Here is a 12,483-nt window from a genome sequence, read left to right as displayed (position 1 = left end):
GCCGCTGCTGCAGCCACCTGCTGTGCTGAGGCTTGCGGCTGCTCGTCGTCCTCTCCGCCATTCATCAGGATGCTTACCATCTTTTTGGCGAAGTTTACAGGTAACAGCTGCATCAGTGTAGAGTCAATAAGTTCCCCAATCAATAAACGGAAGGATACTGTAATAAGCGTCTCTTCATCTGGCAAGCTGGATACTCCATCTCCATGCATGGGGTCTAAAATATCAATCCCCGGTGGAGATATATTCACAAAACGGTTAAACATGGTAGACATCGAGGTTGCTGACGAGCCCATCATCTGGTTCATCGCTTCCTGTACGGCACTGATATGAATTTCGTTTAATTCTTCATCTGCCGGGTTTCCTTCTCCACCAAGCATCAAGTCCGCAATAACCTGCGCATCGCGCTTCTTGATTACGAGCGAGTTAATACCTTCAAATCCATCGACGTAATTCACATGTACTGCTACGTGCGGCTTTGGAAATGCCGTTTCAAATTCAGAACGGGTAATAATTGAAACCTTTGGTGTCGTAATGTCCACCTTTTGACCGAGCAGTGTGGAAAGAGCCGTCGCTGCGCTGCCGAACGTTATATTACCGATTTCCCCAAGAGCATCCTGCTCCAGAGGAGTCAGAAAATCGTCAACGGTCTTGCTTGCGGGAGTAGAATCCGTCCCCGCTTCAGACTGTTTCAGCAAGGCATCAATTTCCTCCTGGGACAAATAGTCTTTACTCGTCAATTTCTTCAACTCCTTCGTTGACAATTTCATCAATTTGTACGGCAACACGATCTCTTACCATGCCGGGACTTCCCATAAACTTCAATTTCTCGCCTATCCGGATGGACAGTCCTTCCTTAACAGGTTTGTTCAATGAAATGACATCCCCTACCGAAAGGCCAAGAAACTCAGCCACATTTATCTGGGATTCACCTAACTCAGCAATAATAGGAAGCTCTGCTTTGGTGACCCGTAATCTCAAGGCGTCAATCTCTTCAGGCGCCCTTGATTTCTTTTCGGATGTAAACCACTGGTGCGTGGACAGTCTGGCCATAATGGGCTCCAATACCACGTGCGGGATACAGAGGTTAATCATCCCCGTGGTATCACCAATTTTGGTGCTGAGCGAAATGAGAGCAATCGTTTCATTCGGCGAAACAATCTGCATAAACTGCGGGTTAGTTTCCATCGCCTCCAGACGCGGTTCAATGTCCAGTACCGTTTTCCAAGCCTCTTGCAGGCTGTCAAAGGTACGACTGAAAATCCGCTCCATGATTGTCGTCTCGATTTCCGTCAACGCGCTAACCTTGGACGGCGCCGAGCCTGTTCCTCCGAGAAGCCTGTCCAGCATGGCATAAGCTACATTCGGGTGAACCTCAAGCACCATTCGGCCTTCCAGCGGTTCAGCTTCAAAAATGTTCAGAATAGTCATTTTCGGAATGGAGCGAATGAATTCATCATATGGAAGCTGCTCCACCTGAACGACATTAATTTGGACAAATGTACGGAGCTGTGCTGAAAAATAAGTGGTCAGATACCGCGCAAAATTTTCGTGTATCCGCGTCAGACTCCGAATATGATCCTTGGAAAAACGAAGCGCTCTTTTAAAATCATAAGCGCGAACTTTCTTCTGGGTATCTTCCTTTTTAAGTTCTTCCGCATCCATTTCACCGGACGAAAGAGCTGCTAAAAGGGCATCAATTTCCCCTTGTGACAGTACATCCACCAATGTTATTCACCCCCTTACGTGTCCTGACAAGTTCACCTGGAATCAAATGGATGCCAGCAAAAAGTCTGTAATTTTGGCGTTCCCCAGGTGACCTTCAGGGAGCGACTTGTTGATGAGATCCGTCAGCCTGTCACTGAATTGGCTACGGCCTTTAGCCGTTCTGAGCTCATCAGGTTTGGTGTCTGCAAGTAATTGAATAACAATCGGCTTGATACTAATGTCTTTGATTTTTTCAAAAGCTTCTTTTGCTTTGGCATCGTTCAATTGGAAAGAAAGATTCATCTGTACAATGTAATCGGCGTCCGCTAAATTTGTTTTGATGCCGGTAATTTCAGAACTCACTTCCACCAGTTCATCTGCTGACAATCTTGGAAGCTGTTCTGCTTGAGCAGCTTGCGCATTCGGAGTGACTTCCGACTTCTTCCCGCTAAGCGCTGGTACAAGTACAAAGGCCGCGCCTGCAATCAAAGTAATCGCGAGTAAAATTGTAATGAGCCATGGCAGCATCTTCTTCATTCGTCTTCCTCCATTTGTTGCACTTTTATCGTGGCGGCATGGATGCCGATTTCACGGCTGTAACCCTTGATTAAGGAGACGACATCTGCCGCTTTTTCCAATACAATCAACCGTTTCCCCGTCACCAAAGTGACGTATGTATCCGGCGTTTCCTCCACAGTCTCAATGAGCAGCGCATTAAGCCACATAGGCGAGCCGTTCAGCCGCGTTAACGGGATCATCGTAACACCAACCTCCTGATAGGTGCGGAGGAGCCTCTACTCCTCCGCGTTTAAATGAGATTATCGTTTCAAGTTTACAACTTCCTGAAGCACTTCATCCGAAGTCGTAATGATACGCGAGTTCGCCTGGAAGCCACGCTGCGCTACGATCATTTCGGTAAATTCGCCAGTCAGGTCAACGTTGGACATTTCCAACTGACCTGCGATGATAGCTCCCAGGCCATTAGCGTTCGCTTCTCCAGGCTCAATGGCATCAATGTTGGAGTTTACTGTAGTGCGATACAAGCTCCCGCCGATTTTCTCCAAACCTTCCGGGTTGGTGACTCTGGCTACACCGATTTTGGTACCGCTATCCGTCGTACCATCATCCAATTGCTGTACAATCGTGCCGTCCTGCGAGATAGAGAACGAAGTAACATTGTCTGCGAGCGTGATTGGAGTTCCGCCTGAATCCACTACGAAAAATCCATCAGAAGTAACCAGATTTCGGTTCGCATCTACATGAAAATCACCTGCGCGAGTCAGATAAGGAATGTCCTGTGCATCATTCATTTTGACCAGGAAAAATCCGTCACCGTTAATTCGTAAATCTGTCGGATTATTAGTGGTCATTGCACTACCTGGAAGATGTAATGTATCAATGGAACTGACTGATACCCCCAGACCAACCTGCTTGGCATTTTGCCCTGCAGTTGTCGTACCGTCCGGTGCGCTTGCTCCTGAACTTGTCTGGCTCAAAATATCTTTGAACATCACCCGGCTGGACTTAAAGCCTGTAGTATTTACGTTTGCAATGTTGTTACCGATAACGTCCAGCTTCGTTTGAAAGCCCTTCATGCCCGATACACCTGAATACATTGATCTCAACATTGAGTATAAATCCTCCTCTGATTGGTTGCTTAGTTGACCGCATCAGTCGATCCGCGGCTTTTTCATGGCTTTCCTGTTCGGGCCAGCCACATCGTATACAATTTCTATGAAATAATTACAGCACTGTCTATTTGCGTAAATACGTTATTCTCCATGGATTGCTTATCCATCGCGGTAACAACTGTTCGATTGGGTACACTTACAATCAAAGCCATATCCTGCATCAAAATCAATGATTCCTTAGCACCTTTGGCAGCTGCTTTATCGACAGCGGAGTTAATCTTTGCCATCTGGTCACTTCTCAGCTCTATTCCTCGCTGCTCCAGCCGCTTGGCTGCATGGTTGCTCAGCTTGAGCACCTGTTCCTGCAGCACCTGATCGAATGGTTTGGCATCCTTCGACACTGAATTGGCTCGGTTCTGCGGGATTGCTACCGGAGGAACATTGGCGGGAAAAAGACGCCCAACCGTTATCCTGTCATTCATGAGTTCTCACCGCTTCCAGTAGAGGAAGAAGGTGTAGTATCTGACGTTTCTGTTGCCGGAGCCGTCGAGTTGGCCTGGCTTACCGATGTAACATCTTTTAATGCTACCTCGGACGCTCCCATTTTGGCATACTGCACACCGTCGCGAATAACGATGGAATCTACGATTCCACTTTTCGTCGCACTTGCCGCAGTTTCACCTGTCAGGGGATTTTTTTTACCTGCTTCAATCCAGCTAACTTCCTTCCCTATCAATCCGGAAGCTGTGCCTAAAGACTGTCCCAATGCATTCAACTGCGTAGAAATGTTCATCAGTTGTTCCACCGAAGAAAACTGGGCCATTTGAGCGATAAATTCTTTATCCTCCAAAGGCTGCATCGGGTCCTGATTTTGCAGCTGGGTGATCAAAATTTTCAAAAATTGATCCTTCCCCATCGTTTTGGTATCCTTGGCACTTGCTGTCTTGACATTATTCACATTGTAATTCGGCCAAACGTTACTGGTGGATACATTACTGTCTGTAATCGTCACCTGTGTTCTCACCTCCATCATTACGCTTGTGCTGTAAAGGAACCTGTCCGATTCACGTCATCTGCACGTTGTTCTGCTGTCCAGTTGCGCAGCTCTTCTGCCATTTCGGCTACCTTCATAGCATCCTCGTTCTCTTCTCTGCTTTGAGCCTTGGAACGCTGGTTGGATTGCTGTTGTTGATTAGCACTGGAGCCGCGGCCATCCTGATACATATGGGAGGAAAGCGATTCATTATGTGTTACTTCCACCTTATCCACCTGGATACCCTGGCTTTGCAAGCTGGCACGCAGCTGCGACATTTGCTGTTCCAGCAAATCTTTCGCTCCGCTATGCTCGGTCATGAATTGGGCAACCAGATGACCATTCTGCATCGTCAGCTTAACTTCCAGCTGACCGAGATGATCTGGACGAAGCATGATCGTCGCTTCCGTCATGCCGGAATGCTTTACAATATCAAGCTTCTGCACTACAAATTCAGTCATTTCCTTGGCAAATTGCCGTACATGTACCACGGGTTGAGCCGGAGCCGAAGGTGTTGTTCCTTGTGTCTGTACCGAAAGCTGTCCTGCAGTCGTGATCACTGGAGTTTGATTGTCAGTTGCTGCCGGATCCGCTTGCTCACTTGCGTCTACGATTGTACTGGCTTCATCCGTTGCAGTCGCTTTAACTGCAGCTTGAGCATGAAGATTAGTTGATGCACGTTGTCCTTCCGAGCCTTGTTGACTTGTTCCACCTTGACTCGCTTGCTGCTCAGGAGCAACAACCTGTTTGTCTGTAGAAGCTGCTGTTAATGTCTGAGTACCATTAGCCCGATTTGCAGAAGGTTGAGCCGTTTGTGAATCTCCACCATTAGCAAGTTCCACAGCCTTCATTACACCATTCCACTGCTCATCGGTAATAGTTCCCGTACCCGCCGTCACACTTTGAAGCGATTGTAGCAGCTGTGACACCTGGGATTTTTGTTTTCCCGAGGCCTGCTCAGCTACATTAGCAAGCTGTGACAAAGCATCCTGCAATGCAAATTGAAGTGTAGCTGGATTAGCTGCCAAAGCCGTTAAGCCTGTTGGCTCTGTCGTTTCTCCACCAACTGTCTGTTGATTTGTTCCGCTACCTTGCAAAAACTGTTGGACTTGCTGAATCCACGATTGCAGAGCTGCAAGCAAAGCAGGATCAGCAGCTATCTGATCATCCAGCTTATCAAGATTTTGAAGCAAAGGAGCCAATGTTTCGACCAGCGGTGCGGTTGGAGCTTCCGCAGATTCTCCGGCTGCAATAAGTGGAAGTACCATAACTAATGGAGAACTGTTAGCATCTGCCCCAGCTGAGCCCGTTTGCCCGCCTGTCATCATTTGCGTAAGTGTTTGATTAAAAGCACCATTTGTCGCTCCAGCTGCTGCTGTATTCGTTGTTGATGCTGACGTCGTGCTACCCGCTGTCTGACTGGAACCAAGAGATACGCTTTGAGAAATAAGGGTCATTTATTTTTCACCTCCCTTCATTTACATTACTTGCTACCCATCAGCTTGTTCAAAATTTTTGCAGTTTGGCCCGCATCCTTGGCAGACATATTTTGCAGTAAAGAAGCACGTGTTGAATCATCTACTGTATTTAATATGTTTAATGCCTTGTCCGGACTAATTTTGTAAGTTTGTAAAATAAGTTCAGCACCGCTTTTCTTATCCATGGAAGCAAATGTGCTGCCAATTTGCGTGCTTTGCAAACTTTTACTTGTCGTCCCTGCTGTGCTACCTTGATCCTTTTTCAGACGCGACTGCAACGCAGCTACTGACAAACCCGTAGATGGCGTTACATTTTTCAGTGCCATGGTAATATCAGCTGCCTTTTTGGCATCCATCTTTTGCAGGATTTTCGCACTGTTTGCAGGATCCATGTAGCTTAATAGTTGTACAGTTTCTTCCGTAGTCAGGTTTTCCATAATCGGTGCCGCCTTGCTTGCCGTCATTCCTTCATACATGGAAGCGAGATCCTTCGCCTGCTTTACATATGGATCTTCATTCATTGTTCCGCTAGAAGTAGTGCCTGTGGCTTGCGCACCTGTCTGTCCCTGCTGACCGGCTTGCGACTGTTGTGTCTGTTGTGATTGCTGCGTTTGAATCGTATTGACTTGATTCTGCAGTTCTGAAACCTTTTTATCCTGGGCCGTTTTGGCAGCAGAAGCCTTCTTAAGCTCCTCCGTCTGTTTGGCCAAATCTGCCTTTAACTGCTGAATGGTTGCCTCAGAGCTTTCAGACTGGGCCTTCTGATCTGCCTCTTTCGTCTGAGTAGCCTTATCTTTCGATTCAGGGAGCCAATTTTTTACAACTGGTATCTTGTTCCCCAATGAAATCATTTCGCTTCTGAAATCCATATTGAACAGTGTAAGCAGGACCCCGACCAGAACGATTGTGAAAACAATCGGGATCAGGAAAAACATAAACCGTTCAAATCCCCCGCCTGATTCTTTTTCTAAATCCATATCAAGTTCATTTTCTGCTAACTTCTGTGCCATCGTCTTCCTCCTCAGGCAGCTGATATGCGTATTCCTATGACTTTCCGCTTACCGGGCTTTCATGGCAAATCGCACGGAAGCCATTTCATCCAGCTCGTTCTGCTCGCGCAGGAGCATTTCCTGTTGGAATTTCACGTTGGCCTTCTCTCTTGCTTTCAGCCAAACCTGTTCATCCAGCATTTTATCGGTCAAAACGGTTTGTTTGCTTTGCACATTTTGCTGCGCATATTGAACGTCCTTATGCTTTCGTGTAATACATTGGTCCAGATGATTAACATAAGCTTGTAATTCCTGAATGGTAGAGAGTGGCGCACATTCCTCGGCAGCCTTTAGAATGGCTGATATGACCCGATTCCTTTCGCCTACAAGCTGTAATAATGTCTGCTCTTCAGCCTGCAATTGTCCAACAGCATTGGAAAGCATCCATTCGGCCTGTGACTTTTCATTCGTTTTCAAGTCTACAACTTTCTGAAAGGAATACTGAAATCTCATCGTTCAACCTTCATCTCCTCGTAAATTCAGAAATCAAACGTTCTCGTACCTCATCCAGCTCAGTCTTTTCATCTGTTCTTTGTCTTGTAAAATCCCAAATATCCCGTATGCGCTCCAAGGATTCGTCAATTTCTGCATTTGAACCCTGCTGATAGGCCCCGATATTGATCAGGTCCTCCGAATCCTTGTAAATGGCCATCAAACGCTTAATGTTTTCGGCAGCTTCGATCTGATCACGCGGCGAAATGTCCTTCATGACCCGACTAATGCTCGCTAACACATCAATTGCGGGAAAATGCCCTTTGTTCGCAATCCCCCGGTTCAATACAATGTGACCATCCAAAATCCCGCGCACAGCATCCGCAATAGGCTCGTTCATGTCGTCACCATCGACCAGCACTGTATAGAAGGCGGTTATAGAGCCATTAGGTCCCGTTCCTGCACGTTCCAACAGCTTTGGCAGACTGGCAAACACGGAAGGAGTGTATCCTCTCATTGCCGGGGGCTCCCCTATGGCCAGTCCTACTTCACGCTGAGCCATGGCATACCGGGTAACGGAGTCCATCATCAGCATGACGTTCAACCCTCGATCCCGAAAGTACTCTGCAATCGTCGTCGCAATGAGCGCACCCTTAATTCGAATCAGCGCAGGTTGGTCGGAAGTGGCCACAATGACTACAGAACGTTCGAGTCCCTCTGGACCCAAGTCCCGTTCGATAAAGTCCAGTACCTCGCGTCCACGTTCTCCGATCAGTGCAATTACGTTGACATCGGCTTCCGTATTACGTGCAATCATTCCCATGAGGGTACTCTTTCCTACACCAGATCCTGCAAAAATACCAACCCGTTGTCCTTTTCCAATGGTTAACAATCCATCAATAGCCCGTATTCCGATACTGATCGGTTCCTGCACACGCGGACGATTTAGCGGATTGGAAGGAATATTAAAGGTCGAATATCTCGCCATTCTCGAGGGAATCAACGAACCATCCAAGGGCTGACCCAATCCGTCCAGCACTTTGCCTAGCAGCTCTGATCCTACCTGCACGTTGAGTGGTTTCCCAGTCCCTACAACATCACAACCCGGACCTATGGATTGCAGTTCTCCCAGTGGCATCAGAAGCACCTTATTGTCTCTGAAGCCCACAACCTCCGCTTGCAGCGGCTTGGCTGTTTTACCCGGATAAATGTAACAAACATCCCCGATGCTGGCGTCTGGACCTTCTGATTCCACCATCAAACCGATAACCTGTGTAACCTTGCCGTTTACCTGAACCGGGTCCAGCTGTCGCAAATGATCCATGTAGCGCTGCGCATTAAGCCCCTTCATGTCTTCGCTCCTCATTCTCATGTGCCAGACGCAGCAGTTCTTTTTTGATCTCCGCTAATTGCGTATCAATCCGTGCATCCACGCTTCCAAAGGAAGAGCGGATGACACAACCACGATCTTTCACAGTACCATCAGGAATAATTTGTAGTTCTGCCTGCGAATCAACAGTTAGCGACAGTTCTTCGCGCGCGCCTTGCACAAATGCGAAATGCTGAGGCGACACACATAACGTGATTGTTCCTTTTTCCCGCTTGCGGGCCAAATTTTTGCGAATTAGCTCAATCGTATATTCAGGCGCAAGACTAAGCTGCTTTTCAATGACCTTTTCAGCAATAGCACTACTCAATTCGACCAAAAACGGCTCAGCTTCCTGAATCAGCTGCTCTTTAATCTCATAGGCCTGACGCAGAATTTCCTGTGCTTCTTCCATCATTTGTTCCGATTTTGTCTGGAGCTCGGCCTCAGCCAGCTTCTGACCTTCTTCATAGCCTTGCTGGAATCCGTCGGCTTTTAACGACTGGGTTAACTGATCGTCATTCTCACGCCGTTCCTGCCACCAGTCTTCAATCTGCTGCTGTGCTTCCTGAAGCATCCGTTCCGCTTCTTCAGCCGCTTCACGGACCTGCCGTTCGGCAAAATCTTTGGCATCATTCAGCATTTCATCCCGGAGCCGTTCAGCCTCATGATCTCTTTGAGGCTCCGGCTCCATATATTCCATTGTGATTTCGTCATCCGTCGTTTCTGGCGCATAGGTATGTGCCACGTCAATCGTTTTCAAAGCCTCTACAGGCACATATTGGAAAGATTTGATCAAGTTAGACAATGATGTCATCTCCTCCGCCGCGTGCAATTATAATCTCACCGGCCTCTTCCAATCTGCGGATCGTCGATACGATACGTGTTTGTGCTTCTTCCACATCACGCAGCCGCACCGGTCCCATGTACTCCATTTCTTCTTTGAAGGTCTCTGCCATACGTTTCGACATATTTCGGAAAATCACATCGCGTACTTCTTCACTGGATACTTTAAGCGCCAATTGCAAATCCGAGTTGTCGATATCGCGGATAATGCGTTGAATGGAACGGTTGTCCACATTGACAATATCCTCGAATACAAACATTCTCTTTTTGATTTCCTCGGCCAGTTCAGGGTCCTGAATCTCAAGCGAGTCGAGAATAGTACGTTCGGTTCCTCGGTCTACACCATTCAAAATCTGAACGATGGACTCGATACCGCCTGCATTCGTGTAGTCCTGCGTCGCGGTTGCCGACAGCTTTTGCTCCAGCACACGTTCCACTTGTGAAATGACTTCCGGAGACGTGCTGTCCATGACAGCGACACGCCGGGCCACATCTGCTTGCTTTTCCTGTGGCAGAGACGACAGAATCGCCGCCGCCTGCTCGAATTGCAAGTACGAAAGCACGAGAGCAATCGTTTGTGGATTTTCATTTTGTATAAAATTCAAAATCTGGTTCGGATCAGCCTTGCGGGCAAAATCAAATGGTCTCACCTGCAATGTGGCCGTCAGACGGTTAATGACTTCAACCGCCTTTTGCGATCCGAGTGCTTTTTCCAATATTTCTTTCGCGTAATTGATACCGCCCTGGGAAATGTACTCCTGAGCCAGGCAAATTTGATGAAACTCGGCCATAATGGAGTCTTTTTCAATGGCATCGACCTTCCGCACATTGGCAATTTCCAATGTAAGCTGCTCGATCTCCTCATCACGCAAATGTTTGAATATTTGAGCAGATACTTCTGGCCCCATTGTGATCAAAAGAATAGCCGCTTTCTGTCTTCCCGTTAAACCTTGACTGCTTGCCTTTGCCAATGAACTCACCTCTATTCGTCAGCCAGCCATGTACGAAGCAGATTGACGAATTCGTCGGGTTTCTTTTTCGCCAGACTTTCAAGCTGTTTACGCACTTGACTTTCATTTGTCACACTTTCCATGGTAATAGACGGGAACTCCGTCGGTGTTGGCATGAGTTCCAAATCTTCCTCCAGATCTTCTTCCTGCTTACGACGACCACGCACGATCAGGAAGATTACACCCGCCAACAATGCCAGGACTGCAGCTCCGATGCCCCAAACCCACGGATTGGAAGCAGAGAAGAATGTGTTGGTGCTCGCTGGTGCCGGGACAGGTTGAGAAAAAACTGAAACCTTTTTGGCCAAATCAGCGTCTGTAAAGGTAGTACCGGAATTCGCCAACGAGGCTCTTACAATATTAACCAAAATATTTTGAATTGCTGTCTGAGTTGCAGTATCCAACGTTTGTTGCCCTGTTGGTGGTTCAACCGCTACATTAATGGTTAAATCTTTTACAGTGTACGGACTTTGGATAATATCCCTGGCAATTCGGTTAACCTCATAGTTAATTGTACTTGAGCTCTTATCTGAACTGGTGTTTCCAGAATTGGCTCCCCCAGGGTAGCCTGGAATATCCTGCGTCCCAGTTCCTGCAACTCCTCCGGTTTGTCCACTGTTGCCCGTATAGCTTTCCTGAATTTGTTGAGCACTGATTTCAATGCCCTTCATTTTCGCTTGGTCAACAGGGGTGACCATTTGTTCCTTGGATGTTACTTTGTCAAAATTCAACTGGGACATGACCAGTACATTGACCTTGTCGTCGCCAACAATTTTCGACAAAAATTGTTGAACATTAGTCCTAACATCGCTCTCAAACTTCTTCTGTAGAGCCATGTTTTCCTGAACACCGCTAGTGAGTCCTCCTTGGCCGCCCTTGGCTGTTGGAATCAACTCATATTCCTTATTGGTGATCGTAATGTTCTCCACTGGCAAATTCGGCACAGCCGTTTTCACCAGATTAAAATATCCATCAATAGCTTGTTGATTTGGCGTGAAGCCAGGTTCGAATTCCATTTGTACTGAAGCAGAAGCTTTATCCTTCTCTTCAAGTCCGGCAAAAATGTTTTCCTTCGGCATATTAATGACAACTTTGGAGCTTTGGACACCATCCATCCGTTCCAACAGCTGCTGTACTTCGCCATTCAATGCGTTGTTATACTTCACATTGAACTCGTTTTCCGTCATACCAATTGCCGAGGAAGACTGGTCAAAAGCGCTCATGCCGATTGAACCCTTTTGAATTAGGCCTTGAGACCCGACATCTACCTTTGCTTTATCCGCACTTGCGGTCGGGACTGAGATTTGCGTCCCACCAGCATTGAGCTGATAAGGTATACCCGCTGAATCGAGATATTTGATGACTCCGGCCGCATCGTTTGCATTTAAGTCCCGGAAAGCCACTTCATACTCAGTTTTGGTAAACTGCATCGTTAGCACTACAATTGCAATAATGATGAATGCTAATGTCGAAACAAGTAGTATTTTCTGTTTTTTACTAAAATTATTCCAATATCCGGTAATTCTATCCCGATATTGGGCGATTCTCTCGTTCACTCCGTCACCCCATCCGAAACTTTGCTAGACCCTCTTTACATCTGTGTACGCATGATCTCCTGATAGGCTTCAATCGCTTTGTTTCGGACCTGTGTAGTAAGCTGCAGGGAAAGCAGCGCTTGCTGGGAAGTGATCATGACTTGATCCACATCAACTTTGCCTGCCATGAATTGGTCGGACATCTGGTGTGTAGCGGCTTCCTGCTGCCCTACTTCATTGAGAGCATCCTTTAGGAAGGAACCAAAATCCTTTATGGATTCGGAAGGCGTCGCTTTTGTCAACTCATTGTTAGGCGATTGAATCTGCTGTATTACCGGTGTCTGTACATTAAACATGGCGTTCTGAATCATGCTTTACTCTCCCTATTCAATAGTTAGT

Annotated in this window: 15 protein-coding genes; all 15 read right to left on the bottom strand. The window is 47.1% G+C overall.

What is annotated here, in order from left to right:
* The coding region (gene fliY / locus L693_RS0116895; RefSeq protein ID WP_025718488.1) for a flagellar motor switch phosphatase FliY at window positions 1–737 on the bottom strand (737 nt) is incomplete at its 3' end.
* Window positions 727–1,725, bottom strand: coding sequence for a flagellar motor switch protein FliM (gene fliM, locus L693_RS0116890; protein ID WP_025718487.1), 999 nt, complete (start codon window positions 1,723–1,725; stop codon window positions 727–729). The genes fliM and fliY, both read right to left, overlap by 11 nt.
* Window positions 1,726–1,767: 42 nt before the next feature.
* On the bottom strand, window positions 1,768–2,241 hold the full coding sequence (locus L693_RS0116885; protein WP_025718486.1) for a flagellar basal body-associated FliL family protein: 474 nt from the start codon (window positions 2,239–2,241) through the stop codon (window positions 1,768–1,770).
* Window positions 2,238–2,462, bottom strand: a complete 225-nt coding sequence (locus L693_RS0116880; protein WP_014281086.1) for a flagellar FlbD family protein — start codon at window positions 2,460–2,462, stop codon at window positions 2,238–2,240. The genes L693_RS0116885 and L693_RS0116880 overlap by 4 nt, the downstream gene beginning before the upstream one ends.
* A 60-nt stretch (window positions 2,463–2,522) precedes the next feature.
* On the bottom strand, window positions 2,523–3,332 hold the full coding sequence (gene flgG / locus L693_RS0116875) for a flagellar basal body rod protein FlgG (protein WP_025718485.1): 810 nt from the start codon (window positions 3,330–3,332) through the stop codon (window positions 2,523–2,525).
* Between the two features lie 104 nt (window positions 3,333–3,436).
* A complete protein-coding gene (locus L693_RS0116870; protein WP_025718484.1) occupies window positions 3,437–3,817 on the bottom strand; it encodes a TIGR02530 family flagellar biosynthesis protein in 381 nt (126 codons plus the stop codon).
* Window positions 3,814–4,347, bottom strand: coding sequence for a flagellar hook capping FlgD N-terminal domain-containing protein (locus tag L693_RS0116865; RefSeq protein WP_025718483.1), 534 nt, complete (start codon window positions 4,345–4,347; stop codon window positions 3,814–3,816). Before L693_RS0116865 ends, L693_RS0116870 begins: the two co-directional genes overlap by 4 nt.
* Before the next feature lie 20 nt (window positions 4,348–4,367).
* Complete coding sequence (locus L693_RS0116860; RefSeq protein WP_025718482.1) at window positions 4,368–5,825, bottom strand: flagellar hook-length control protein FliK; 1,458 nt, start codon at window positions 5,823–5,825, stop codon at window positions 4,368–4,370.
* A 26-nt stretch (window positions 5,826–5,851) separates the two neighbouring features.
* Window positions 5,852–6,856: a MotE family protein gene (locus L693_RS0116855; RefSeq protein ID WP_025718481.1), complete on the bottom strand. Its 1,005-nt coding sequence runs from the start codon at window positions 6,854–6,856 to the stop codon at window positions 5,852–5,854.
* A gap of 48 nt (window positions 6,857–6,904) precedes the next feature.
* The gene (gene fliJ / locus L693_RS0116850) at window positions 6,905–7,348 is read right to left on the bottom strand and encodes a flagellar export protein FliJ (protein WP_025718480.1); all 444 of its coding nucleotides are present in this window, start codon (window positions 7,346–7,348) and stop codon (window positions 6,905–6,907) included.
* A gap of 10 nt (window positions 7,349–7,358) precedes the next feature.
* On the bottom strand, window positions 7,359–8,678 hold the full coding sequence (gene fliI / locus L693_RS0116845) for a flagellar protein export ATPase FliI (protein ID WP_025718478.1): 1,320 nt from the start codon (window positions 8,676–8,678) through the stop codon (window positions 7,359–7,361).
* Window positions 8,665–9,501, bottom strand: a complete 837-nt coding sequence (locus L693_RS0116840) for a FliH/SctL family protein (RefSeq protein ID WP_025718477.1) — start codon at window positions 9,499–9,501, stop codon at window positions 8,665–8,667. Before L693_RS0116840 ends, fliI begins: the two co-directional genes overlap by 14 nt.
* The gene (gene fliG, locus L693_RS0116835) at window positions 9,494–10,510 is read right to left on the bottom strand and encodes a flagellar motor switch protein FliG (protein ID WP_025718476.1); all 1,017 of its coding nucleotides are present in this window, start codon (window positions 10,508–10,510) and stop codon (window positions 9,494–9,496) included. Before fliG ends, L693_RS0116840 begins: the two co-directional genes overlap by 8 nt.
* 11 nt (window positions 10,511–10,521) lie before the next feature.
* Entirely contained in the window at window positions 10,522–12,105 is a 1,584-nt protein-coding gene (fliF, locus tag L693_RS0116830) for a flagellar basal-body MS-ring/collar protein FliF (RefSeq protein ID WP_025718475.1), read from the bottom strand.
* Between the two features lie 35 nt (window positions 12,106–12,140).
* Window positions 12,141–12,455 carry a flagellar hook-basal body complex protein FliE gene (gene fliE / locus L693_RS0116825; protein WP_025718474.1) on the bottom strand — a complete coding sequence of 105 codons (315 nt, stop codon included), beginning with the start codon at window positions 12,453–12,455 and terminating at the stop codon, window positions 12,141–12,143.
* Between the last annotated feature and the right edge of the window lie 28 nt (window positions 12,456–12,483).

The sequence above is a fragment of the Paenibacillus sp. 1-18 genome, assembly GCF_000520755.1.
Taxonomy (GTDB): Bacteria; Bacillota; Bacilli; order Paenibacillales; family Paenibacillaceae; genus Paenibacillus; species Paenibacillus brasilensis.
Note: the sequence above shows the minus strand (reverse complement) of the source record. Positions and strands in the feature narration are given on the sequence as shown.

What these genes read in the sequence shown, in the direction of transcription:
- L693_RS0116885 (WP_025718486.1), bottom strand. Translation starts at nt 2,241, where the DNA reads ATGAAGAAGATGCTGCCATGGCTCATTACAATTTTACTCGCGATTACT.
- L693_RS0116880 (WP_014281086.1), bottom strand. Translation starts at nt 2,462, where the DNA reads ATGATCCCGTTAACGCGGCTGAACGGCTCGCCTATGTGGCTTAATGCG.
- flgG (WP_025718485.1), bottom strand. Translation starts at nt 3,332, where the DNA reads ATGTTGAGATCAATGTATTCAGGTGTATCGGGCATGAAGGGCTTTCAA.
- L693_RS0116870 (WP_025718484.1), bottom strand. Translation starts at nt 3,817, where the DNA reads ATGAATGACAGGATAACGGTTGGGCGTCTTTTTCCCGCCAATGTTCCT.
- L693_RS0116860 (WP_025718482.1), bottom strand. Translation starts at nt 5,825, where the DNA reads ATGACCCTTATTTCTCAAAGCGTATCTCTTGGTTCCAGTCAGACAGCG.
- L693_RS0116855 (WP_025718481.1), bottom strand. Translation starts at nt 6,856, where the DNA reads ATGGCACAGAAGTTAGCAGAAAATGAACTTGATATGGATTTAGAAAAA.
- fliJ (WP_025718480.1), bottom strand. Translation starts at nt 7,348, where the DNA reads ATGAGATTTCAGTATTCCTTTCAGAAAGTTGTAGACTTGAAAACGAAT.
- fliI (WP_025718478.1), bottom strand. Translation starts at nt 8,678, where the DNA reads ATGAAGGGGCTTAATGCGCAGCGCTACATGGATCATTTGCGACAGCTG.
- fliE (WP_025718474.1), bottom strand. Translation starts at nt 12,455, where the DNA reads ATGATTCAGAACGCCATGTTTAATGTACAGACACCGGTAATACAGCAG.